23 protein-coding genes are annotated in these 23,751 nt (G+C 71.8%); 15 read left to right on the top strand and 8 right to left on the bottom strand.

Annotation, left to right across the window (positions count from 1 at the left end; translation table 11 throughout):
• Positions 1-2 precede the first annotated feature (2 nt).
• From MUN33_RS04585 to MUN33_RS04565, 5 genes are all read right to left on the bottom strand, one after another.
• Positions 3-1,037 (bottom strand): YdcF family protein, encoded by a 1,035-nt coding sequence (locus tag MUN33_RS04585; RefSeq protein WP_244803716.1) that lies wholly within the window; start codon positions 1,035-1,037, stop codon positions 3-5.
• A 22-nt stretch (positions 1,038-1,059) separates the two neighbouring features.
• Positions 1,060-1,536, bottom strand: coding sequence for a 5-(carboxyamino)imidazole ribonucleotide mutase (purE, locus tag MUN33_RS04580; protein ID WP_244803951.1), 477 nt, complete (start codon positions 1,534-1,536; stop codon positions 1,060-1,062).
• Positions 1,537-1,635: 99 nt separating this feature from the next.
• Complete coding sequence (locus MUN33_RS04575) at positions 1,636-2,904, bottom strand: 5-(carboxyamino)imidazole ribonucleotide synthase (protein ID WP_369414920.1); 1,269 nt, start codon at positions 2,902-2,904, stop codon at positions 1,636-1,638.
• A 6-nt stretch (positions 2,905-2,910) separates the two neighbouring features.
• Positions 2,911-3,474, bottom strand: a complete 564-nt coding sequence (locus MUN33_RS04570; protein WP_244803715.1) for a PH domain-containing protein — start codon at positions 3,472-3,474, stop codon at positions 2,911-2,913.
• Positions 3,475-3,485: 11 nt separating this feature from the next.
• Positions 3,486-4,403, bottom strand: a complete 918-nt coding sequence (locus MUN33_RS04565) for a biotin--[acetyl-CoA-carboxylase] ligase (RefSeq protein WP_244803714.1) — start codon at positions 4,401-4,403, stop codon at positions 3,486-3,488.
• Between the two features lie 79 nt (positions 4,404-4,482).
• Between MUN33_RS04565 and MUN33_RS04560 the strand changes: the two genes are divergently transcribed.
• The 8 genes from MUN33_RS04560 to MUN33_RS04525 all read left to right on the top strand — a co-directional run bounded on the left by MUN33_RS04560 (position 4,483) and on the right by MUN33_RS04525 (position 13,709).
• Positions 4,483-6,117 (top strand): acyl-CoA carboxylase subunit beta, encoded by a 1,635-nt coding sequence (locus MUN33_RS04560; protein ID WP_244803713.1) that lies wholly within the window; start codon positions 4,483-4,485, stop codon positions 6,115-6,117.
• A 42-nt stretch (positions 6,118-6,159) separates the two neighbouring features.
• Positions 6,160-6,429 carry a hypothetical protein gene (locus tag MUN33_RS04555; protein ID WP_244803712.1) on the top strand — a complete coding sequence of 90 codons (270 nt, stop codon included), beginning with the start codon at positions 6,160-6,162 and terminating at the stop codon, positions 6,427-6,429.
• Complete coding sequence (locus MUN33_RS04550; protein ID WP_244803711.1) at positions 6,422-7,057, top strand: Maf family protein; 636 nt, start codon at positions 6,422-6,424, stop codon at positions 7,055-7,057. Before MUN33_RS04555 ends, MUN33_RS04550 begins: the two co-directional genes overlap by 8 nt.
• Positions 7,058-7,248: 191 nt before the next feature.
• The gene (locus MUN33_RS04545) at positions 7,249-8,382 is read left to right on the top strand and encodes an endonuclease domain-containing protein (protein ID WP_244803710.1); all 1,134 of its coding nucleotides are present in this window, start codon (positions 7,249-7,251) and stop codon (positions 8,380-8,382) included.
• A 204-nt stretch (positions 8,383-8,586) separates the two neighbouring features.
• Positions 8,587-9,495, top strand: a complete 909-nt coding sequence (locus MUN33_RS04540) for a sulfurtransferase (protein ID WP_244803709.1) — start codon at positions 8,587-8,589, stop codon at positions 9,493-9,495.
• Between the two features lie 93 nt (positions 9,496-9,588).
• Positions 9,589-11,370 (top strand): acetyl/propionyl/methylcrotonyl-CoA carboxylase subunit alpha, encoded by a 1,782-nt coding sequence (locus tag MUN33_RS04535; protein WP_244803708.1) that lies wholly within the window; start codon positions 9,589-9,591, stop codon positions 11,368-11,370.
• Complete coding sequence (gene glpK, locus MUN33_RS04530) at positions 11,370-12,950, top strand: glycerol kinase GlpK (protein WP_244803707.1); 1,581 nt, start codon at positions 11,370-11,372, stop codon at positions 12,948-12,950. The genes MUN33_RS04535 and glpK overlap by 1 nt, the downstream gene beginning before the upstream one ends.
• A gap of 63 nt (positions 12,951-13,013) precedes the next feature.
• Positions 13,014-13,709 (top strand): DUF1707 SHOCT-like domain-containing protein, encoded by a 696-nt coding sequence (locus MUN33_RS04525; protein WP_244803706.1) that lies wholly within the window; start codon positions 13,014-13,016, stop codon positions 13,707-13,709.
• Here MUN33_RS04525 and MUN33_RS04520 read toward each other — a convergent pair.
• Entirely contained in the window at positions 13,706-14,950 is a 1,245-nt protein-coding gene (locus tag MUN33_RS04520) for an amidohydrolase (RefSeq protein WP_439647830.1), read from the bottom strand. The two genes, MUN33_RS04525 and MUN33_RS04520, sit on opposite strands and share 4 nt — an antisense overlap.
• A 141-nt stretch (positions 14,951-15,091) precedes the next feature.
• On the opposite strand from MUN33_RS04520, the gene MUN33_RS04515 reads away from it, so the two are divergent.
• Positions 15,092-15,997, top strand: coding sequence for a purine-nucleoside phosphorylase (locus MUN33_RS04515; protein WP_244803705.1), 906 nt, complete (start codon positions 15,092-15,094; stop codon positions 15,995-15,997).
• Complete coding sequence (locus MUN33_RS04510; RefSeq protein ID WP_244803704.1) at positions 15,994-17,571, top strand: phospho-sugar mutase; 1,578 nt, start codon at positions 15,994-15,996, stop codon at positions 17,569-17,571. Before MUN33_RS04515 ends, MUN33_RS04510 begins: the two co-directional genes overlap by 4 nt.
• Before the next feature lie 32 nt (positions 17,572-17,603).
• Here MUN33_RS04510 and upp read toward each other — a convergent pair whose 3' ends face one another.
• Positions 17,604-18,272 carry a uracil phosphoribosyltransferase gene (gene upp, locus MUN33_RS04505; RefSeq protein ID WP_244803948.1) on the bottom strand — a complete coding sequence of 223 codons (669 nt, stop codon included), beginning with the start codon at positions 18,270-18,272 and terminating at the stop codon, positions 17,604-17,606.
• Positions 18,273-18,423: 151 nt separating this feature from the next.
• Between upp and MUN33_RS04500 the strand changes: the two genes are divergently transcribed.
• From MUN33_RS04500 to MUN33_RS04485, 4 genes are read left to right on the top strand one after another with little or no spacing between them, the layout of a single operon-like run.
• Positions 18,424-18,765 (top strand): hypothetical protein, encoded by a 342-nt coding sequence (locus tag MUN33_RS04500; RefSeq protein WP_244803703.1) that lies wholly within the window; start codon positions 18,424-18,426, stop codon positions 18,763-18,765.
• A complete protein-coding gene (locus MUN33_RS04495) occupies positions 18,762-19,760 on the top strand; it encodes a C40 family peptidase (RefSeq protein WP_244803702.1) in 999 nt (332 codons plus the stop codon). Before MUN33_RS04500 ends, MUN33_RS04495 begins: the two co-directional genes overlap by 4 nt.
• 13 nt (positions 19,761-19,773) lie before the next feature.
• A complete protein-coding gene (locus tag MUN33_RS04490; protein WP_244803701.1) occupies positions 19,774-19,953 on the top strand; it encodes a hypothetical protein in 180 nt (59 codons plus the stop codon).
• Positions 19,954-19,964: 11 nt separating this feature from the next.
• Positions 19,965-21,263, top strand: coding sequence for a SatS C-terminal domain-containing protein (locus MUN33_RS04485; RefSeq protein WP_244803700.1), 1,299 nt, complete (start codon positions 19,965-19,967; stop codon positions 21,261-21,263).
• A 99-nt stretch (positions 21,264-21,362) separates the two neighbouring features.
• On the opposite strand, the gene MUN33_RS04480 is transcribed toward MUN33_RS04485, so the two are convergent.
• Positions 21,363-21,908 carry a hypothetical protein gene (locus MUN33_RS04480; RefSeq protein WP_244803699.1) on the bottom strand — a complete coding sequence of 182 codons (546 nt, stop codon included), beginning with the start codon at positions 21,906-21,908 and terminating at the stop codon, positions 21,363-21,365.
• Between the two features lie 366 nt (positions 21,909-22,274).
• On the opposite strand from MUN33_RS04480, the gene MUN33_RS04475 reads away from it, so the two are divergent.
• The gene (locus tag MUN33_RS04475) at positions 22,275-23,720 is read left to right on the top strand and encodes an HNH endonuclease signature motif containing protein (RefSeq protein ID WP_244803698.1); all 1,446 of its coding nucleotides are present in this window, start codon (positions 22,275-22,277) and stop codon (positions 23,718-23,720) included.
• Positions 23,721-23,751 lie beyond the last annotated feature (31 nt).

The raw sequence follows: 23,751 nt of genomic DNA, 5'->3' as shown, positions 1-23,751 counted from the left end.
TCTCAGGCCCGGCCCAGCACCCGGTGGATCATCAACGCCACGTATTCCCGCAGGTACGCCGCCGGCAATGACGGCTTCGGGGTCGGTGCGCCGAGCACCACCCCGTCGAAGGGCCGTCCGTTGCCGGCCCGCTCCTCGCGCAGCATCTCCAGGATGCGCCCGGTCCGCATCACGTGGAAGTCCGAGGTGCACACCACGATGAACGGGTGGGCCACCCCCTGCCCGGCGAGCAGGTCCAGGCTGAAGTGCAGGTTCTCCGTGGTGTCGGTGGCGGAGCGTTCCTCCAGGACCACGTCGCGGGGGAAGCCGCGGCCGGCGAGGTAGCGGTGCATCGCCTCCGCCTCCGTGACCGGCTCGTCCTCACCCCGCCCACCGGAGACGATGAGCGGCGCGGTCGTCGCCGGGTCCGCCGCCTCCAGGGTGCGCCATGCCGCGGCACCCCGGTCACACCGGCAGGACAGCAGGTCGCTGACCCGGTCGGCGACCAGCCCCGCACCCAGGACGACCACGGCGTCGGCGTCCCGTGGTGCCCGCCGCTGCCGTCCACGCCGCACCTGCAGCAGGAAGACCACCATCGACACCACCGTGACAACCCACAGCACCACCCCGGCCCCGCCGAGCACGGTGAGGACGATCAGCGCGTCGTTGACCCCCGCGCCCCAGGTGCGCCACCTGTCCCAGGCGCCGAGGGCGAGGACCGCACTGCCCAGCCCCAGTGACAGCATCAGCGCCGCCGCCACGACGGTGCTCAGGTGGAACCAGCCGCGCCCGTCGACACCGGGCAGGGCGTCGCCCATCCACCGGGCGACTCCCCACCCGACCCCGGCGACGACCAGGTGCGAGACACCCCACGCCGACCACACCGGCAGCGGGAAACCACCGCCGTGGGCGGCGACGATGAGCCACGCCCACAGGAGCTCGGCGACGAGCAGGACCATCAGTCCGTTGCCCTGCCACCGCGACCGCGACTTCACGGTCCAGGCGGTGGCCCCGGCCGCGGCCGTCACCAGCAGGGTGACGAGCAGGATCGCCGACATCGTCAGGCTCCTCCCCCGGGCCCTATTCGCCCATCAGCTGCTGCTTCAGGCGGCTGTCCTTCTCCAGGACCTCGTCACGCATGCGCTCCTGGTAGGCGACCATGCCCTCCAGCAGGCGCGGGTCGCCCACGCCGAGCATCCGGACGGCGAGCAGCCCGGCGTTCTTCGCGCCGTCGATGGACACCGTCGCGGTGGGGACACCGGCCGGCATCTGCACGATCGACAGCAACGAGTCCAGCCCGTCCAGGTTCTTCAGCGCGCGCGGGATACCGATGACCGGCAGCGGTGTCGCCGCGGCGACCATGCCCGGCAGGTGTGCGGCGCCACCGGCGCAGGCGATGATCACCTTCACGCCGGTGGAGTGGGCGTTGCGGGCGTAGTCGAGCATCCGCTCAGGCGTGCGGTGTGCAGACACCACACCGATCTCCATCGGGACCCCGAACTCCGCCAGGACCTGCGCCGCGGGCTCCACGGTCGGCCAGTCGGAGTCCGACCCCATCACGATGCCGACCAGGGGCCTGCGACCTGTGTCCGCCCCTGCGTTGTTCTCTGAGCTGTTCTCGGTAGTCACGCCGGTCAGTCTACCTGCCGGCGAGGGTCAGGCGTCCGTCCAGCGTGCGGTCACGAGGAAGTCCGACGCCAGGCGGGCGTCGCGGCGCAGGGCGTCGACGTTCTCCGCCGTCGCCTCCACACCCAGGGGCAGGGACATGTTCACGTGCCCGATCTTGCGCCGCGGGCGCCAGTCCTTGCCGTACAGGTGGATCTTCGCCGTGGGGAACCGGCGCCACACCTCGTCCATCCGCCGGGGCATCGGCATCTCCGGGTCGGCAGTGTCGTCACCGAGGACGTTCGCCATCACCGTCGTGGCGGACACCGGTGCGGTCGACCCCAACGGCCGGTCCAGGACCGCCCGCAGGTGCTGCTCGAACTGGCTGGTCACGCACCCGTCCTGGGTCCAGTGGCCGGTGTTGTGCGGCCGCATCGCCAGTTCGTTGACGATGATCTCCGGCTGCCCGGCCTCGTCGACGGTCTCGAAGAGCTCGACGGCGAGCACGCCGGTGACACCGAGCTCGTCGGCCACCTGCCGGGCCAGGGAGTACGCCTGGTCGACGACCCGGCGCCGTCCCTCCGTCTCCGCCGGTGCCGGCGCCACCGCGAGGTAGCAGATCCCGTCGGCCTGCACCGACTCCACGACCGGCCACGACGCGACCTCACCCGACGGCGTCCGCGCCACCATCGCCGACAGCTCGCGGACCAGGCGCACCTTCTTCTCCGCCATCAACGGCACCCCCTCGGCGAGGAGGTCGGCGACCAGCGCGCACAGGTCGTCGCGGGTGGCGGGGAACCACACACCCTTGCCGTCGTACCCGCCCCGACGGGCCTTGAGGCACACCGCACCGTCGGTGGCGTCCCAGAACCCCGCGGCGTCCTCCACGGACTCCACCGCCAGGAACGGCGGCACCGGGGCGCCGATCTCCCGCATCCGCCGACGCATCACCAGCTTGTCCTGCGCGTTGATCAACGCCGACGGCTGGGGCTGCACGTAGACGCCCTCGGCGATGAGCGCCTCGAGGTAGTCGTTGGGCACATGCTCGTGGTCGAAGGTCACCGCGTCCGCGCCCGCGGCGACGCCCCGGACCACGCCCTCGTCGGTGTAGGCCCCCAGCCACACGTCCGCGGTGGCCTGCGCGGCCGAGGCGCCGGTCGACCCGGCGAGCAGCCGGACGGTCAGCCCCAGTTCGATACCGGCCTGCTGCATCATCCGGGCGAGCTGCCCGTCACCGATGACGGTGACCAGCGGCATGTCCGGGGAGTGCGCCTCCGGGCGGGAATGCGTTCGGTCGGGAGTCTTCTGCGCGTCAGTCACGGTGGTTCAGTATAGCTGGCGCGGCAGGTGGACCGGGATGCGGGAATGCAGCAGCCGGGCGAAACGCCGGGCGTAGGGCACGTCGCGCAGCACCAGTGGCCGTCCGCCCCCGCGCAGGAACACCCGGACCTCGGACTTGTGCACCCGCACGTCCACGATCTGCGCCACGGGGACCTCCCCGATCCTGCTGCGCATGTGCCCGGTGGCGGTGATCAGACGGCTGTCGGTGAGGATCATCCGGCTGCGCGTGCGGAACAGCAGGTGGCGCAGGCACCGGCGCCAGCTCAACCACACCCACGCCACCAGGACGGCCCGGCGCGCCCACAGCGCGGCCGTGGCGGTGTCCGCGTCCGCGTCGCCGACGAGCGCCGGGACGTCGGCGATGTTGTCCGGCACGTAGCCGACCCAGGTGGTGGCCAGTCCGCCGAGGTAGGAGTCGACCAGCCCGACGGCGAGCCACACCAGCCCGGTGATGACGACGAGCTCCAGCACCGGGAACAGGGTGCTGCGCCGCGACGGGCTCAGTTCGGCGAGGACCTCCTCGTCCGGGGCGAAGGTGATCTTCGGCACGGCGGCGCCCCCTAGTCCTTCGCCCCGGTCGACCCGGCGCCCGAGACAGGACGCAGGTGGACGACGTCGCCGGCGGTGACCGTCCGTCGCCCGCCGTCGTCCGTCGCGACGACCAGCCCGCCCTGTCCGTCGAGGTCCACGGCGGTGCCGGTGAGCCGCTCCCCGCCGGGCAGTTCGGCACGCACCCGGGTACCGAGCGTCGCCGAGAGCTCGCGGTAGCGGTGCCGCAGCCGCTCCAGCGCCTCGCCACCGTCACGCCAGGCCCGGTCCACCTCGAGGATCCGGGAGAGCTCGGCGGCGGCGAGCGCCCGGCGGTCCTGCACGGTCTGCATCGTGGCCCCCTCCACCGCCAGGGAGGTGCCCGCCTCGACCCCCGCCCGGGCGAACTCCTCCGCCGTGATCGACGCGTTCAGCCCGACGCCGACGACGACCGCCGCCGGGTCGAGGCTCACCGCCTCGACGAGGATCCCGGCGAGCTTGCGGTAGCCGTACGGCGACGCCGGCCGCGCGTCATCGCCGGGTCCGTGAGCGGGTCCGTCAAGCACGACGACGTCGTTGGGCCACTTCAGCCGCGCGTCAACGCCGGTCCCCCGGGCCGCCTCGGCGACGGCCACCCCGATCAACAGGGGCAGCTCCCCGAGCCGCGCGGGCGGCACCTCGCCGGCCGACGGCCGCAGCAGCACGCTCATGATCACCTGGGCGCCGGCCGGTGCCGACCAACGTCGGCCCAACCTGCCACGGGCGGTGACCTGCTCCTCCGCCAGGAGCACCGTCCGGTCGGCGGTCCCCGGGTCCGCGCGGAAGGCGTCCGCCAGGTCCGTGTTCGTCGACCCCGTCGTCCCGGTGACGGAGATCGGCCCCACGCGGGAGCCGTCCGGGAGGAGGGCGGCGAGGCTGGAGGCGTCGAGGGGGGCACGGGAGTCTGTCATGGCCACAAGGATAACGCCCGCACGCGCACGGGCGACCTCTGTGGCGACGCGGGAACACTTTGCTCCTAGACTGTAGGCCATGACTTCACCCACCCCCGCCCCCCGCCAGGTCGACACGTCTACCACAGCAGGGAAACTCGAGGATCTCCGCATCCGTCTTGAGGAGACGTCGGCACCGGTCGGCGAGGACGCCGTCGCCACCGTCCACGCGGCCGGCCGCCTCACCGCCCGCGAACGGGTCGAGCACCTCCTGGACGAGGGGTCGTTCGTCGAGATCGACGCGCTGGCCCGTCACCGCGCCAACGCCTACGGGATGGACCGCTCCCGCCCCGTGTCCGACGGCGTGGTCACCGGCTACGGCACCGTCGACGGTCGGCAGGTCTGCGTCTTCTCCCAGGACGGCACCGTGTTCGACGGCACAGTGGGCGAGGTCCATGCCGAGAAGCTGGTCAAGGTCATGGAACTCGCGCTGCGTTCCGGTGTGCCCCTGGTCGGCGTGCACGACTCCACCGGCGCCCGGGTCAAGGAGGGCGTGGTGTCGCTGGGCATGGCCGCACGTCTCTACCGTCTGCGTACCCAGCTGTCCGGGGTCGTCCCGCAGATCTCGGTGATCGCCGGGCCGACGGCGGGGACCGAGGCCCACCAGCCGGTGCTCGCCGACGTGGTCGTCATGGTGGAGGGCTCCTCGTCGCTCTACCTGACCGACCCGGAGATCACCCGGCGCGTCGTCGGGGAGGACGTCACCGCCGACGACCTGGGGTCCGCGGCGACCCACGCGGCGGTCACCGGGACCTCGCACCACACCGCGCCGGACGACCGCGCGGCACTCGAGACGGTCCGGGCCGTGCTCGGCCAGCTCCCGTCCAACAACCGGTCGACGGTGCCGGCCGCCGAGGTGACCGACGGCACTGTCGGCGCTGTCGGCGCTGACGGCGCTGACGGCACCGGGGCCGCTGCCGCGCTGGACTCGGTCATCCCGGACTCGCCCCTGGCCGGCTACGACGTCAACGACGTCCTCGCCGGCATCGTGGACCCCGACTCGTTCCTGGAGCTGCAGCCCGACTACGCAGGCAACGTCCTCACCGGCTTCGCCCGCGTCGGTGGTCGCGGCGTCGGTGTCGTCGCCAACCAGCCGATGGTCCTCGCCGGTGCGTTGGACGCCGCGGCCGCAGAGAAGGCCGCCCGGTTCATCCGCACCTGCGACTCCTTCAACGTCCCGGTGGTCTTCGTCGTCGACTCCCCCGGCTTCCTGCCCGGTGGCGACGAGGAACGCGGCGGCCTGCTGCGTCGCTCCGCCTCCCTGCTGTACGCCGTGGCCGAGGCGACCGTGGGTATCGTCACCGTGGTCACCCGGAAGGCCTACGGGACGTCCTACATCGCCCTGGGCTCCAAGAACATCGGCGCGGACCTCGTCTTCGCCTGGCCGAGCGCCCAGATCTCCAACGCCGACGCGGAGAACACCGTCGCCGCCGTCCACGCCGACACCCTGGCGAAGGCGGAACGGCGCCGGAAGGACGTCGCGGCGCTGACCGTGGAGCTCACCGACGAGGTGGAGAAGACCCTGGTCAACCCCTACGCCGCGGCCGAGCGCGGTTACGTCGACGCCGTGATCCCCCCGTCCCGGACCCGCGCCCAGGTCATCGACGGCCTCGGCCTGCTGGAACGCAAGGTCATCGACACCCCCGCCCGCAAGCACGGCAACCTGCCGCTGTAGAAGCGCTGTAGAAGCACACCGGAAGCACGAGGAGCACCCGCCATGACAGCCCCGGACGCCCCGTCCCCCACCTTCACCGTCCTCAAGGGCCACCCCACCGAGGTCGAGACCGAGGCCATCGGCCGGGCACTCGGTGTCCTCGTCGCCGAGGCCGCCCGTGCCGCGGAGTCGTCCGCCGGCACCGACCCCCGTGACATCAGGCGGGCACAGGCCCGCGGCACCTCGCGTGGCCTGTGGGGCACGCCGGCCGACCAGTTCTCCCGGCCGCGTGGTGTCGGCGGGGACTTCAACCCCACCGGTTTCCGTGGCTGAGCGGGCGCGGCTGGTCCTGGCCTCCTCGTCCCCGTCGAGGCTGTCGGTGCTCCGCTCCGCGGGGGTGGAACCCGAGGTCCTCGTCCCCGGGGTCGACGAGGACGCCGCCACCGCAGAGCTGCACGCCCGGGTGCCCTCCCCCACGCCCGCCCAGGTGGTGTGCCATCTGGCGCAGGCGAAGTCGAGGGCCGTCCTCGACCAGTACGGCGACCGGGTCGACGGGGCACGCACCGTCGTCGTCGCCGCGGACTCGATGCTGCTGCTCGATGGTGAACTGCAGGGCAAGCCGCTCACAGCCGAGCGCACCGTCGAACGCTGGAAGCGCCAACGCGGGGCGGCGGCGACACTGGTCACCGGCCACGCCGTGACATGGCGCGGACAGACCGTGACCGGCAGCAGCGAGACCGTCGTCCACTTCGCCGAGGCGTCGGACCGGGACATCGAGGCCTACGCCGCCACCGGCGAGCCGCTCCAGTGCGCCGGGGCCTTCACCCTCGAGGCCCTGGGCGGATGGTTCATCGACCGGATCGAGGGCGACCCCTCCAGCGTGATCGGGCTGTCGTTGCCGCTGCTGCGCCGGACCTTCGCCGGTTTCGGGCTGCAGGTCTCGGATTTCTGGAACCGGTAGGACGTGCTCCCGGCGGCACCGGTGGGACGGATTGAGCCCTCCGGTCAGGGAACCGTCCGGAACGTGACCCGGGGACTCACGGTGCGACACCGCCCGGCGCTGCCTCCACAGATCCGGGGTTGTCCACAGGGTCCCGGGACAACCCCGCTCCACGGCATTCCCCCTCTCCCGGCCTGCGGTGTACTGGTGCGGTGGACACGACCTGGAGCACCCGTCTCGAACTGGCGGCCCGTGACGGCCGGATCCCTCCGGGCAACGGCCCCCTCTACACCCGCCGCGTCCTTCCCGCGGTCACCCCGGCGACCCGGACCAGTCTGCTCGCCTGCGGGGCGACACGGACCATGCTGGACCGTCATTTCATCACCCTGACCAGGGGCGTCCTCATGCTCCGCCCTGGGCTCACCCCGGCCGACCTGGCCGCCGACACCCGTCCGGTCCCCGGGGCGTCCGCCCTGCGCCAGGTACTCCCCCACGGGCGGGGCGACGATCCGGCGGCCTTCCGGTTCGACGGCGTCAGCCGCGCCCGCGGGCACTCCCTCATCCACCCCGGGGCGGTCGTGAGCCACTGGCAGGCGCTCGGGCTACACGGCGTCCCGCACTGGTCGGACTCCGCACCGGTGGTCCTCCTGTCGTCGGCGTCGAAGGTCCGCAACCGGGCCCAGTCCGTCGCGGCGGGGCGGAACCCCACCCGGCCGGTGTTCCGGGTACTGCCGGAGGACCTCGACCCGGTGTTCCCCGACCCCCTGTTCCCGTCGCTGCCGGTGGTCCCGGGGCCGACGGCGGCCGCGCAGTGCCTGGCGACACTGGTGAAGCGGACACACGGCTGGTGGACCCCGCACATCCCGGGATTCCGTCCGGAGGAGGTCCGCGCCGTCCAGCTGCTCGACTCCCTGTGGCAGGCCACGGTGCTCACCGGGCCGGAGGTCGTCGACGCCTGCCGTGGCACGGTCGACCGGCGTCTGGTGGAGAGGCTCGTCGCCGTCTCGGACCAGGGGGCGCAGTCCCCGGCCGAGACCGCCCTGCGTCTGGTGGTCGCCCCGCTGCTGCCGGCGGGGTTGACCTGGACATCCCAGGTGCGGGTGTGTCTCGGCGACCGTTCGACGGTCCTCGACCTCGCGTGCGAGGAACTGCGGGTGGGGCTCTACTACGACGGCGCGCACCACACCGCCGACGGGCAGCGGCTCACGGACATCGAGCAGTACCAGGACCTCCGCGACGACGGGTGGGAGGTGCTGCGGGTCGACGCCGGACTCCTGCACCGGAGACGGGCGAAGCTGCTGCGCCAGCTCGGCCGGGCGTTGGAGCGCGCACAGGGTAGACGGTGAGGCGGTGAGGGGTGAGGGTAGGACGGATTGAGCCCTCCGGTCACGCTACGGCCGTTTTCCTGACCTGTGGACTCAATCCCCGATGGGCCACCGTCGTCCGCCCCGTACCGTGCGGATTCACGGCGGATCGCCGGACGATCGCAATTCACCGGCCCGTGGACGCTAGACTTCTGGTGACGAACAAGAAAGGCGGTGCCCTCACCCGTGGGAATCGAACTGGACCCCAGCCCGAATCTTCGGCAGTACGCCCACCCCGGCAAGCTCGTGACGAGCTCCTGGCTCGGCGCGAAACTGGGCGGCCCCGGGTTGAAGGTGGTGGAGTCGGACTCCGACCCCATCCTCTACAACATCGGCCACCTGCCGACCGCCATCCGCATCGACCTGCACGAGGACCTCGGCGACCCGGTCACCCGGGACTTCCTCGACGGGGAGGCCTTCGCCCGGCTCATGGACGCCAAGGGGATCACCCGGGACGACACGGTGGTCGTCTACGGCGACGACTCCAACCTGTGGGCGAGCTACACCCTCTGGGTGTTCGAGCTCTTCGGCCATCCGGACGTCCGCCTGCTCGACGGCGGCCGTGAGGCGTGGATGCAGGACGAGCGCGAGACCTCCTACGACGCCCCGCCGGCACCGACCTCGGGCTACCCCGTCGTCGAACGGGACGACACCTCGCACCGGATCTTCGTCGACGAGGTCCGTGCCCGGCACGACGCGCTGCAGCTGATCGACCTGCGGGACGCCGAGGACTTCATCGGGGTCCGTCGCCACGGTCCGGCCGACACGGCGGACGACGAGGCGTCCGACAACGCCACCACCGGCCGGGACATCCCGGTGTGCCGGGCCGGCCACATCCCCGGGGCGGTGAACCTCCCGCAGCGGTCGACGCTGCACCCCAACCACCGTTTCCGCACGCGCGACGAGCTCGACGAGGTGTTCTCCGCCCTGGACCCCTCCGGTGCGACGGTGTCCTACTGCCACGCCGGGGAACGCGCCGCCCACCTGTGGTTCGTCCTGCACCACCTGCTGGGCTGGGAGGACGTCCGCGCCTACGACGGGTCGTGGGTGGAGTGGGGCAACATGGTGCGGATGCCGATCGCGACCGGGGGCTGAAACATTCCGTCTGTGACCGACGCTGGTTGACGTAGTAACGTCGTAGAGTCTTGTGTGAATCAAGTGTGTGACCCGTTGTTGTGAGGAGTGGACGTGCCGGTAGAGACCCGGAAGTTGTCGAAGGTGCTGATCGCCAACCGTGGCGAAATCGCCGTCCGGGTGATCCGGGCTGCCCGGGACGAGGGCATCGCCTCGGTCGCCGTGTACGCGGAGCCGGACGCTGACGCGCCCTTCGTGCGGATGGCCGACGAGGCGTTCGCGCTCGGCGGCTCGTCACCGGCAGACTCCTACCTGGACATCGGCAAAGTCGTCGACGCCGCCGTGCGCTCCGGCGCGGACGCCGTCCACCCCGGCTACGGTTTCCTCTCCGAGCGGGCCGACTTCGCCGCCGCCGTCATCGAGGCCGGACTGACCTGGATCGGCCCGTCCCCCAGCGCCATCGCCGAGCTCGGGGACAAGGTCACCGCACGCCACTACGCCACGAAGGTCGACGCCCCGATGGTGCCGGGCACCCGGGAGCCGGTCGCCGACGCCGACGAGATCGTCGCCTTCGCCGCCGAGCACGGTCTGCCCGTCGCCATCAAGGCGGCGTTCGGCGGCGGCGGACGCGGCATGAAGGTCGCGCACACCGTCGAGGAGATCCCGGGGCTGTTCGACTCCGCCACCCGTGAGGCGGAGAAGGCCTTCGGACGCGGCGAGTGCTTCGTGGAGCGCTACCTCGACCGTGCCCGGCACGTGGAGTGCCAGGTGCTGGCCGACGCCCACGGCAACTACGTCGTCGCCTCGACCCGTGACTGCTCGCTGCAGCGTCGTTTCCAGAAGCTCGTCGAGGAGGCCCCCGCGCCGTTCCTCACCGCCGAGCAGGACGAGCGTCTGCGCACCTCCGCCAAGGACATCCTGCGTGCCGCGGGCTACCAGGGTGCGGGGACCGTGGAGTTCCTCATCGGCTCGGACGGGCTGATCTCCTTCCTGGAGGTCAACACCCGGCTGCAGGTCGAGCATCCCGTCACCGAGGAGGTCGCGGGCTGGGACCTGGTCCGTGAGCAGTTCCGGATCGCCGAGGGCCGCGAGCTGTCCCGCACCACCGACCCGGAGCTGCGGGGCCACTCCATCGAGTTCCGGATCAACGGCGAGGACGCCGCGGCGGGCTTCATGCCCGCCCCCGGCACGCTGACCGCCTACCGGGAGCCGTCGGGTCCGGGTGTGCGGGTGGACTCCGGGGTGGAGCAGGGCGCCGTGGTCGGCGGCCAGTTCGACTCCATGCTCGCCAAGCTCATCGTCACCGGCGAGGACCGTGACCAGGCACTGAGCCGGGCACGGCGGGCGCTCGACGAGTACGTCGTCGAGGGACTGCCCACCGTGGTCCCCTTCCACCGGGCCGTTCTCGACGACCCGGCGTTCACCGGCGACTCGCTGGACGTCTACACCCGCTGGATCGAGGAGGAGTGGGACAACCAGTTGGCCGACGGTGCCGCCGGTTCTGACAGTGCCGCAGGTACCGACGACACTGACGGTGCTGACGGTGCCGTCCCGCCGCGGCGCCTCACCGTCGAGGTCGACGGCCGCCGTGTCGAGGTCGCCGTGCCCGGGGACCTCGTCGGCACCGCCGGCCCGCGCCGTCGGGCCCGCAGGAACGCCGGACGCCGCGAGGTCAAGGTCTCCGGCGACACCGCCGTCGCACCGATGCAGGGCACCGTGGTCACCGTCCTCGTCGAGGAGGGTGCCGAGGTCACCGAGGGTGACCAGCTCCTGGTCATCGAGGCGATGAAGATGGAGAACGCGGTGAAGGCCCACAAGTCCGGCACCGTGTCCGGGCTCGCCGTCTCCGCCGGCGACGGTGTCACCAAGTCGCAGCCCCTGCTGAAGATCCTCTGATGTCCGACCGGTTCAGCAGCTTCTTCCGCTCCGGCCGTCCAGGCAGGTCAGGTGGGCAGGGCCGGGGGTACATCCTCTCGCTGGACCAGGGCACCACCTCGACCCGCGCCATCGTCTTCGACGAGTCCGGCGCGGTGCACTCGGTCAGCCAGCTGGAACACCGGCAGATCTTCCCCCGGCCCGGCTGGGTCGAGCACGACCCGGAGGAGATCCGCCTCAACGCCCGCCGCGTCATCGCCGACGCCGTCGCCCGGGCGGACATCGGCACCGAGGACCTGGCGGGGCTCGGCATCACCAACCAGCGCGAGACGACCGTCGTCTGGGACCGCGAGACCGGTGAACCGGTGTACAACGCCATCGTCTGGCAGGACAACCGCACCGGCGACTTCTGCTCCCGGCTCGAGGCCGACCACGGAGACCTGTTCCGCGAACGCACCGGGCTGCCGGTGTCGACCTACTTCGCGGGACCGAAGATCCGCTGGATCCTCGACAACGTCGAGGGCGTGCGCGAACGCGCCGAACGCGGCGAACTCGCCTTCGGGACGATGGACACCTGGATCGTCTGGGAACTCACCCGCCGCTCCCGGCGCAGCCCCGCCAACCGACGCCACCGCGTCCTGCACGTCACCGACGTCACCAACGCGTCACGCACCATGCTCATGGACCTGCGGACCCAGCAGTGGGACCCCGAGCTCTGCGAGGCGATGGGGGTGCCGATGTCGATGCTGCCCGAGATCGTCAGCTCGTCGGAACGGATCGGGCGGGTGCAGCGCTCCGGACCGGTCAACGGCGTCACCATCGCCGGGATCCTCGGCGACCAGCAGGCCGCCACCTTCGGCCAGGCGTGCACCGAGCCGGGCGAGGCGAAGTGCACCTACGGCACCGGCAACTTCCTGCTGATGAACACCGGCACCACGCTGGAGACGTCCTCCCACGGGCTGATCAGCACCGTGGCCTACCGGCTCGGCGGTGAACCGACCGTGTTCGCCCTGGAGGGCTCCGTCGCCGTGACCGGCTCGTTGATCCAGTGGTTGCGGGACAACCTCGGTCTCATCTCGTCGTCCTCCGAGGTCGAGGGCCTGGCGCGCAGTGTCGACGACAACGGTGGTTGCGTGGTCGTCCCGGCGTTCTCCGGACTGCTCGCACCCCGGTGGGCCCCGGACGCCCGCGGCGTGGTCGCCGGCCTGACCCGCTACGTCACCAAGGCGCACATCGCGCGCGCCGCCCTGGAGGCGACCGCCTTCCAGACCCGCGAGGTCGTCGACGCCATGAACGCGGACTCCGGTGTGCCCCTGACGCACCTGCGGGCCGACGGCGGCATGGTGGTCAACTCCCTGCTGATGCAGTTCCAGTCCGACCAGCTGGGTGTGCCGGTCACCGTCCCGAAGGTCACCGAGACCACGGCCCTGGGCGCGGCCTACGCCGCCGGCCTGGCGACCGGTTTCTTCGAGGACGTCGACGAGGTCCGGCGCCTCTGGCAGGAGGAGCGCTCCTACACCCCGGCCATGGCCGCCGCCGAGCGGGACGAGGCCTACGCCCTGTGGAACAAGGCCGTCGAGCGGACCCTCGGCTGGGCGTAGCGGCGGTGCCCGGGGAGCCGCCCCTGGCCCCTGCTCTACAGCCCCTGCTCTACAATGGTGCCCATGGTGTCCATGTCCCGTGACCCCCGAGACCCCTCCGTGCGCGTCGGCGACGCCGACCGGGAGGCCGCCCTGTCGGTCCTGGCGGTCCATTTCGCCGACGGACGGATCACCCTCTCCGAGTACGACGACCGGTGCCGGGACGCCGCCGCGGCCCAGACCCGGCAGGAACTCGACGTCCTCTTCCACGACCTGCCGACACTGCCGAACCAGCCCGGCCCACCCGGTCACCCCGTCTCACCGGGGACCGACGTGTCCGTCTACTCCGCCGGGGAACTCGCCGAACAGCACCGCCGCGGCGCCCGGCCACGGGCCGGGATCATGGCGCTGACCACACTGGCGTCCCTGGGAGGTGTCATCGCGTTCGCGGGCAGTCCCGCCGCAGCGCTCATCCTGCTGCTTATCCCGGCGGTGGCGGTGCTGCTCTACGTGCTGAAGATCGGGCCCGACTCCTGGCACGCGCCCAGCCCGGAGGCCCTGGAGCGGGCCCGGGTCCGGCGTCTGCGTCGCGAGCACCGGCTGGCGCTCGAGGAACAGCAGCACACCCAGCAACTGGCGTTGGAGGAGCAGAAGGCACGCCGTAAGCTGCGCACCAGCGAGATGACCGGCGACGCGGTCGACCTCGCCCAGCAGGCGATGAAGGGCGCGGTGGACCGGTTCGGTCCCCGGCGGGGGAAGAAGGACGGCTCCGGCAGCTAGTCGACGCCGAGGACCCGGCCGTGGGTGCCGGGCCGTCCCAACCGGGCGAACTGGTCGACGACACCGGCGAACAGGCGGACACCCACCGGCAGGCACGCCTCGTCGAGCACGATATTCGGCTGGTGCAGGTCGGGCTTCTCCCCCGACCCGGTCCAGGCGCCCAGGCGCGCCATCGCACCGGGCACATGCTCCAGGTACCAGCTGAAGTCCTCGCCGCCGGAGGACTGGGGCGCCTCCTGCAGGGCGTGCGGGTCGACGTCCTTGACCGCCTGCGCCATGATCGCGGTGCAGGCGTCGTCGTTGGTGACCGGCGGGACACCCTTGGTGTAGCGGATCTCCGCCGTCGCCCCCGTCGGCGCCAGGATCTGCTCGACGAGCCGGGGGAACAGGGTGTCCAGCTCCCGCCAGACGGTGGGACTGCCCGTGCGCAACGTGCCCAGCAGGGTCGCCTCCTGCGGGACCGCGTTGAACGCCGAGCCGCCGTTCACCGCGCCGAACGTCAGGACCGTCCCGGTCCGCGGGTCGACCCGGCGCGACAGCAGCCCCGGCAGCTGGGTGATCAGCAGACCGACGGCGTAGACCACGTCGGCGGTGAGGTGCGGCCGGCTCGTGTGCCCGCCGGGGCCACGCACGACGAGCTCCACGACGTCGGTGGCGGAGGTGATCGCCCCGGTGCGCACGCCGACCTGGCCGGCGCGCAGCTTCGGTTCGGCGTGCACGGCGAAGATGTGGCTCACGCCCTCCAGCGCGCCGGCGCGGATCACGTCGGTGGCGCCGCCGTCCAGGACCTCCTCGGCGGGCTGGAAGATGCAGCGCACCCGCTGCTCCAGCCCGTGCTCCCGGTCGTACTCGGCGAGTGCGCAGGCCAGCCCCAGGACCACCGTGGTGTGGATGTCGTGCCCGCAGGCGTGCATCACCCCGGGGGTGCGCGACGCGAAGTCCAGGCCGGTGGCCTCCGTGAGCGGCAGGGCGTCGATGTCCGCCCGGAAGGCGATCGCCGGCGCCCCCGCCTCTCCCCCGATGTCGACGGTGACCCCGGTGCCGGGCAGCCGACGCGGCGTGAGCCCGGCGTCCGTGAGCCGGTCGACGATGAACTGCGTGGTCCCGGTCTCCTGGTGGGACAGTTCCGGGTGGGAGTGGAGATGGCGGCGCCACCCGATCACGGTGTCGTGGTTGTCGACAGTCCAGGCGGCGACGGCGTCAACCACCGGGACGGTGTCGGCGGAACCAAGAGTGCTCACTGAAGCGGTGCTCCTTAGCGAAGATGATCGGGGTGGGGCTCGTGAAAGCCGTTCCCCGCCATCTTAGCCGCGCCACCCCCGTCGTCCCACCGCGGGGCGTACCCGGCCCCCGGGACACCGGCTCCGTCCTATGCTGGTCCCATGCCTGACTCAGTGCCCACGACACAGACTGCACCAGAAACCACGGCAGGAACCACGGCAGACACCACGGGCCTCGCGGCGACCGCGGCCGCGGAACTCGCCCGCCGGACCGGACGGGACGCCCACGACGTCGCCGTCGTCCTCGGTTCCGGATGGCGCCCGGCCGCCGACGTCCTGTGCGGCGCAGGTCCCGGCTCCGGTGACGCCGCACCGTCCCCGACGGTGACGGAGTTCCCCATGTCGGACCTGCCCGGGTTCCTGCCCCCGACCGCCGCCGGCCACGGCGGGACGGTCCGCAGCCTGGAGATCGGCGGACTGCGGGTCCTGGTCCTGCTGGGACGGACCCACGCCTACGAAGGCCACCCGGTGTGGCGGACGGTGCACGCGGTGCGGACGGCCGCGGCCGCCGGGGTACGCCGGGTCGTCCTCACCAACGCCGCGGGCGGGCTCGTCGACGGCATGACCGTCGGTGAACCGGTGCTGATCGGCGACCACCTGAACATGACGGGGCGCACGCCCCTGGTCGGCGCCGACTTCGTCAACCTGGTCGACGCCTACTCCCCCGACCTGCGGTCGGTGATGCAGGACCTGCGCCCGGGGATGCGCGAGACGGTGTACGCGATGATGCCGGGGCCGCAGTACGAGACGCCGGCGGAAATCCGGATGCTGCGCACCCTCGGCGCCGGTCTGGTCGGCATGTCCACGGTGTACGAGACCATCGCCGCCCGCGCGGAGGGCCTGGAGGTGCTCGGCCTGTCGCTGGTGACGAACCTGGCTGCCGGGATCACCGGGGAACCGCTGGACCACCGCGAGGTGCTGGCCGCCGGCGCCGCGTCCGCCACCGAGGTGGGGTCACTGCTGCGGACCCTGCTGGAACGGCTCGGCGCGACGGAGGTCGGACGATGAGTGCGCACCTGAGGTTCGGGACGGCGGGACTGCGCGCCCCGGTGGGCCCGGGCCCCGACAGGATGAACGTGTCGACGGTGACCCGGGCGAGCGGCGGGGTGGCCGCGTGGCTGCAGGCCCGGCACACCGGGGACTCACCGGTGTCCGTCGCCGTCGGCTACGACTCACGCTACGGATCCCACGCCATGGCGCGCGCCGCCGCCGAGACGTTCGCGGGGGCGGGGTTCGACGTGACGCTGATCGCCCACCCCTCCCCCACGCCCGCGCTGGCGTGGACCGTGAAACACCGTGGCCTCGACGCCGGGGTGCAGATCACCGCCAGCCACAACCCCCGGGAGGACAACGGCTACAAGCTCTTCCTCGCCGGCGGGTCGCAACTGGTCAGCCCCGCAGACCGCGAGATCGAGGCCCTGATCGACCGGCAGCCGGAGGCACCGGACGTCCCGCGTTCCCCCACCGTGTCCCTGGACCTCGGCGCGGTGGACGGGTACGTGTCCGCCGTCGCCGCCCCGCTGTCCTCCGGCGACGGGCAGGTGCTGGCGGCGCGGCGCGACCTCAAGGTGCTCTACACCGCACTGCACGGGGTCGGCGGCAACACCCTGGAGGAGTCCTTCCGCCGGGCCGGCTTCCACCGCCCCGACACCGTCGTCGCCCAACGCTGGCCCGACCCCGAGTTCCCCACCGTGGACTTCCCGAACCCGGAGGAGCCCGGCGCTTGCGACCTGCTGCTGGCCCAGGCGTCCGCCGCCGCACCCGACGAACGTCCCGACCTGCTCATCGCGGTGGACCCGGACGCTGACCGGTGCATGGTCGGCATCCCCGACACCCGTGACGGCGCCGGTACGGGGTTCCGGATGCTCCGCGGTGACGAGACCGGCCCCCTGCTGGCGCAGCGGGCGGTCGACCTGCACCCCCACGGCGACGGGCCGGCACCCGTCGTCGCCACGACCGTGGTTTCGTCCGGCCTGCTGGGACGCATCGCCGCCGCCCGCGGGTGGGACTACCGGGAGACGATGACCGGGTTCAAGAACCTCGCACGCGCCGCCGACGACGCACCGGCCGACCTGGCCTACGCCTACGAGGAGGCGATCGGGACGTGTCCCTTCCCCGGTACCGTCGCCGACAAGGACGGCTTCGCCACCGCCCTGCTCGCCGCCACGTGGGCCGCCGAACTCAAGGCCGACGGCTCCTCCCTGCAGGACGAGCTCCGACGTCTGGACGACGACTTCGGGCCGGTCCGCACCTCCCAGGTCCCGGTGCGTTGCGCGTCCGCCGCCGACGCCGCCCGGCTCGTGGCCGACTGGGCGCAGACACCCCCGGCGGAGCTCACCGGCGGCACACCGGTCACGGCCGTGCCGCTCGACGGCACCGACCCGGCGTCCGGGGTGCGGTTGACCTGGAGCACGGGGGTTGCAGGGGCTGCCGGGACGCAGCTGGACTGCCGGGTGATCGCCCGCGCCTCCGGGACCGAGCCGAAGGCGAAGTTCTACCTGCAGGTCGCCGGGGAGGCAGGGACCGACGTCTCCGCCGTCGAGACGACGCTGGCGCGCCTCGTCGCCGCCGTCCGGGGCTAGATCCGGGCCTGGATCTGCGGCAAGACCTGGGGCTAGGAGTTCCCCGCGACCGTCGCGGGGTCCGTGAGGTCGATGTTGCGCGGGCCGTAGAGGCGGTCGCCGGCGTCACCGAGGCCGGGGACGATGTAGGAGTTCTCGTCCAACTCCGGGTCGATCGTCGCGGTGACCAGTCGCTTCACCGGGTAGCCCGAGGTGCGGACCACCTCCACACCCGGCACGGCGGCGACCATGCAGACCACGACGATGTCCGTCGCGCCACGCTCGGCCACCAGCCGCAACGCATGCAGCAGGGAGCCGCCGGTGGCCAGCATCGGGTCGACCAGGAAGACCGTCCGCCCCGACAGGTCGTCCGGGAGCGCTTCGAGGTAGGGCACCGGCTCGTGGGTCTCCTCGTCCCGTGCCATCCCGAGGAACCCGACCTGCGCGTCGGGGATCATCGACAGCGCAGGGTCGATCATCCCCAGCCCGGCGCGGATGATCGGGACAATGATCGGTGGGTCGGCGAGCCGTCGGCCCGTCGCCGTCGCCACCGGGGTCTGCACGGAGAACTCCGTGGTCTCCAGGTCACGGGCGGCCTCGTAGACCAGCATCGCCCCGAGGTCGGCCAGGGCGCCGCGGAAGGCGACGTTGTCGGTGCGGGCGTCCCGCATGATCGTCAGGCGGGAGGCGGCGAGGGGGTGGTCGACCTCGACGACCTCCATCGGCGCCGCCGCGACGTTCCGGGAGGATCGCTCCGACTCCGCTCGCTCTGCTGCCGCTGCTGGCTCTGGTGACTCTGCTGACACTGTCATGATGTCCAAAATAACCCACGTACCCGGGAACCTCCGAGCCCCCGCGTGAGTCTCTCTCACCATGGCAATCGTAATCGCGTCCCAGTACAGCTCAGCGGCGGGGCTGACCGCCGACAGCGAGGCCCTCGGCAGGGCGGCGTCCCGTATCGGTGAGGTCGCCGACCGACTGTCCTCGACCGGTCCCCCGCATCCCGCGGTCCTGCGTGCCGGTATCCCCCAGGCCGCGCGGCTGGAGGCGGCGCTGGCCCGCGCCCGCCAGCGGCAGGCGGACGGGCTGGCGGCGTTCAGTGCGTTCTACCGCGCCAGCGCAGCCACGCTCTCCGACACGGCCGCCCGGATGGGCGGGGCTGAGGAGGACGCGTCCATGGCGTTCCGGACGCTGCGGACGGGTGGTGCGGCGTGACGGATCTGCTCGCCCTCGTCGAACCGGTACGCAGGCTCATGCCGGACGTGGCGGAAACCGGCCACCACCCGCTGTCGCCGTTGTTGGGGGCCGGGGCGGGGCCGCCGGAGGAGCTCGTGACCGAGTTGGCGCGGCACCTTCCCGCCGGGGTGGACGACGCACTGCGCGGTGCCGCCGGCACCGCGGCGGTGCACAGTCTCCTGGCCGCCGGTGCCGACGCCGGTGAGCTGCTCCGGGCGTCCGCCGAGGTGGAGTCGGTGGCGCAGGACGCGGCGGCGGCCGTCAACCGCGCCGGCGCCGACATCCTCGACATCGCCGAGCAGTGTCTCCGGCAGCTCGTCGGGACCGTGGCCACCGCTCCCCTGTCCCCGGCGACCCCGGCGGCGGCCCTGGAGATAGCCTGCACGCACCTGGTGCGGGCGCAGGCGCGGCTGGACGCGCTCGGCACCGAGCTCGACGTCCTCCTCGCGAAGGTGCAGACGGTGGAGGCGTCGCTCCCCACGGCACCGCCGTCCCCCACTGCTCCCGCCGCGCCGGCGGGAGCGGACGGGACGGCGGGAGCGGTGGTCGGCGGAACTACCGACGGTACTGACGGCGCAGACGCTCCGGAGGGCGGGGACCCCGGGGCCCCCGTCGCGGGTGCGCCCACCCCGGAGGCGGCGGCCGCGGTGAACGCCGCGAAGAGCGCGTTGGGCACCCCCTACGTGTGGGGCGGGACGTCGCCGTCGTCGGGCCTGGACTGCAGCGGCCTGACCCAGTGGGCGTACGGCCAGGCCGGTGTCGACCTGCCGCGCACCGCCGACCAGCAGGCGGTCGGGGCGCGCGTCAGCGCCGACGAACTGGCGCCCGGCGACCTGGTGGTCTGGGACGGGCACGTCGCGATGGTCACCGGAGACGGTCAGATGATCGAGGCCGGTGACCCCGTCCAGATCAACCCCGTGAGAACAGAGAACATCGGTATGGGGTTCCTCGGTTTCTACCGCCCCACCGCCTGAGGAGGAGACTCGGATGCCCACCAACCGCGGCCTCGCCCGCATCACGACCACACCCCCGGTGCCGGACTACAACGTCCAGCAGTTCCTCGGTGAACCGCCGCCGACCGTCCCCGCCGTCCTCCGTGCCGACCTGTTCTCCGCCTCGGGCGCACACGGAGGTCCGGTCATCGACCGCAGGCGTCCGCCCAGCTAAAATAAGTCGCCATGGCAGACAACGGAATCGTGACCCTCGAGCTCGAGACAACCGCCGGAACGTTCTACACCCTGTGGGCACCAGGTTGGGTGTCCCGAGGGGAACAGTGGCAGGCGTTCCTCGGTGACGACTCCGGTGTCTTCGCGTTCGAGTCACCCGCGGCGCTCCTCGCCGGCATCACCGCCTCGTCCGCCCATGACCTGGCGGAGCACCCGGACTGGCCGGCGTTCATGGACCGGGCCGAAACCAAGGTGACGCCCCGCAAAGGTGGCAGTGTCAGCTTCATCGACCTGCCCAACAGGCTCGCGGGCCGGCCGTCCTTCGAGAATACCCGGACCGTCTCGAACGCCTTCCAGGTCCTGCGGTCCCTCGGCACGGTCTGCGGTATCGACCGGGTGAACCGCTGGTTCCGCTCGTACTCCCTGTTGTCCAACGTAAGCCGCGGGCAGGACCACTACGCCGGCGAGAACGGTCTCGCCGAATGGTCGAGCGTGGGGTACACCGTGCGGGACAACTGGGTGGAGCTCCTCGACGCCGTGGACAGTGCACTGGTCACCCCGGATCTCGGCGACAACGCCGCCTCGCTCATCGCCGACGCCCAGCGCCGTATCGACGATGCAGCCGCCCGGGAGGAGCAGGCGGACGCCCCCGGCGCGGAGCCCGCCGACGGCGACGCCCCGGGGGCCGCCCCGGCTGTGGTGGACGGCTCTGGCGAGGCTGCCGGTAAGGATGCCGGCGACGACGCCGTCGACCCCTACGATTCGACGCCGTGGGGCAACGCCGGTATCGACCCGATCCGGATCACCGTGGACGGCACGACCGTCTACACGCTGCGGTGCTACGTCGGCAACCGGTCCCCGGTCTTCCTGGGCCGCCTCGGGGAGATCAACACCTTCCCCTCGTCCCGTTCCCTCGTGCGGTGGATCGTCGACGCGAAGGACCACGACCTCGCCGAGATGGAGACCTGGGGCGACCTGGTCACCCTCGCCAACGCCGGTGAGCTGGAGGTCACGGTGCACCCGTCGAACGTGTACGGGTTCACCGGGCTGCGCAGCGACATCGTCGACGGCGTCGACGCCGTGGACACCGCGCAGCTGGGCCGTGCCTACGAGCTGCTGGCTGACGCCGCCGACTGGGCGAAGGACGACGGAGTCAACAAGGTGCTGCTGGCGTACCCGCGTCTCCAGGACTACATCGCCTACATGCTCGGCTCCCCGTCCGCGGCGACTCCGACCGCACCGTTCGACGAGGAGGCCAACGGCTGGACCCGGCTGGAGGAGAACCTGACGAACCGCTTCACCAAGTTCTAACGCCGTCCCTCCTCCCCGGGCGCCGCCCGAACCCCCTGCCACGCCGTGGCTGAGAGCGCTCCGGGAGGGCTCCGGGAGGGGCTGCAGGCGCCGACGGGGTCACGGCCCCCAGATGGTGTCGTCGTACCAGAAGGACTCGAACTGCGCGAGGGGATCCCCACCGCGATCACCCTCGAACCACACGTCGGTGCCATGGAAGAGGACGACACCGCCGTCCACGCGGGCAGTGTAGATCCCGTTGACGACGTCGACGTCGCCGCCCATCACGACGTCACCCTGCGCCGGGCCACTGCCGGGCCAGTCCGCGAAATCTCCCCGCATGTAGAGGGAGCCGTCGAGGTCGGAGACACACACCACGACCGCCGATCCACCACCTTCCCCGGCGTAGACCCAGGTGTCGAGACCGTCGCACCCGGCATGCTCGTAGTCGGTGTAGCCGGTGTAGCCGAGCCCGGGCGGGAGCTCCTCCCCCGGCACCGCATCATCCATGGCCGGGCTGTCGCCGTCGTCGACGAGGTAGTCGTCCACCGCCTCCGACGACGAGCCCGCCGGAGCCTCCGCCACCTGTTCCGGCGCATCGCGGCTGATGAACCACAGGCCGGCCGCCCCGGCGGCGATGAGCACCACGAGCACACCCAGAACCACCGCAACGACCGTCCTGCTCTGCGACGACGTCACGGCTTCCGCCGTTGCACCCGCCGGAGCGCCCGCTGGCGGGTATGTCGGCGGGTATATCGGTGGGCTCGTCGGCGGGTGCTGCTCTCCTCCACCGCGCCCCCAGGAATCCCTGTCCATCGTCGACCACCTTCCAGTGCCCCCTTCGGCACACGTCGCATCTTCCGTCACTGACCCGTACTTGTCCCGTCCCGGTGCACGTTAGTGCCCACGGTCCGGATGCTCTTCACCGGGCGCCAGGTGATCCCGGCCGAAAAAATGTCTTGCCGAACATACTATCGAATGATAGCGTAGATAACCAGACGACGAAGAGCACTGGGCGGGACTTCGGAACTCATGTTCGACAGAGAGGGGCGGGACATGTCGCAGCAGCAACCTCCGGCACCACCGGTCGGATCCACAACCGACCTGCTGGATGCCCTGGACCGGATGGCCGACGCGGTCGAGGACATCATCGCACACGGTCCGGACACCTGGGGCCGTCTCTCCAGTGACGACCGGCTGCAGGCGGCAGACCGGATGGAGCGCTCCCGCAAGAAGCTGACGGTCGCCGACGCCGCCTTCCTGTCGAGCCACGAAGCCGAACTACCGGCGGGGCCGCAGCGTCAGGCCCGCGCGGTGAGCCAGATCTTCACCACCACACTGCGCGATGCACGCAACCGCCTCGCGGCATGGACCCGCGTCGCCGAACGGCCGGACCCGTGGGGCGCCGACCCCACCGCCACCCATCCGGACCACATGCCCCAGTTGACTGCTCTGGTCACCGACGGTGGCCTCGACGCCCTCGGGGTGGAGAAGGTCGACAAACAGATCCGCGCACTGCCGGCGCAGGTCCAGGACGAGATCACGCGCGTCGCCGACGGCCCGGTGGCTGACCTCGCCCGGAAGCAGGGGCCGGACGTACTCGATGCCCTACGCTCGTTCCTGCTCGATCTCGTCGGGGCAGAAGAGCCCTACACGGAGAAGGACCACGCCAGGATGCGCTCCTTCACCATCGGACAGCAGGGGTGCGACGGCATGACGCCTGTCCGGGGACTACTGACCCCGGAACTCGCGGCATCGCTCCAACGTCTGATGGCGGACTACGCCAAAACCGGCGATCTCGTCGAGGACGCGGACACGGCCCTGGACGACCGGCTTCCCGAACAGCGTCGTCACGACGCGCTCAGCGCCGTCGTCCATCACGGGTACGGGCGCGGCCGCGCGCTGACACCGGGACGCGGTGCGACGACGATCGTCGCCGTCATGCCGGTCGAACAGCTGGTCAGCCGGTCAGGGACCGCACTGACCGACGTGGGGACCCATGTCCCCGCAGCCACGCTGCTCAACCGGCCCGACGTGGACCTGGACACCTACCTCCAGGTCCTGGATGTCGAGGGCAGGACACTGACCTTCGGCCGTTCCCGCCGGCTCGCTGACCTGCACCAGTACCTCGCACTCGTCGGCGAGGAGGGGATCAGTTCAGCACCGGGGTCGGACTCCGCGCCGGCCCACTGCCACGTCCACCACATCAACGGGTGGAGCGCCGGTGGCCCCACCGACCTGGACAACCTCACCTTGGCCTCCCCGAGCATGCATGCCCAGGTGGACGACTCCCGCGAACACGAGGACCGCTGGTGGACCCTGAAGGCCCCCAGGGGCTCAGGCAGACGGGTCGACTGGATCCCTCCGGTGACCGTCGACCCCGAGCGTCGTCCAGCCCACAACGACCACCCCACGACACGACGCCACCCGGGTGACGCCCGGCGACGGGTGTTCAGGGACAGTGCCGAACCCCCGTAAGAGACCCCGCACCGCAACACCGCATCACCGC

It is taken from the genome of Corynebacterium kalidii (genome assembly GCF_022869005.1).
Lineage (GTDB): Bacteria > Actinomycetota > Actinomycetes > Mycobacteriales > Mycobacteriaceae > Corynebacterium > Corynebacterium kalidii.
This window is presented reverse-complemented; position numbering and strand designations above follow the sequence as displayed.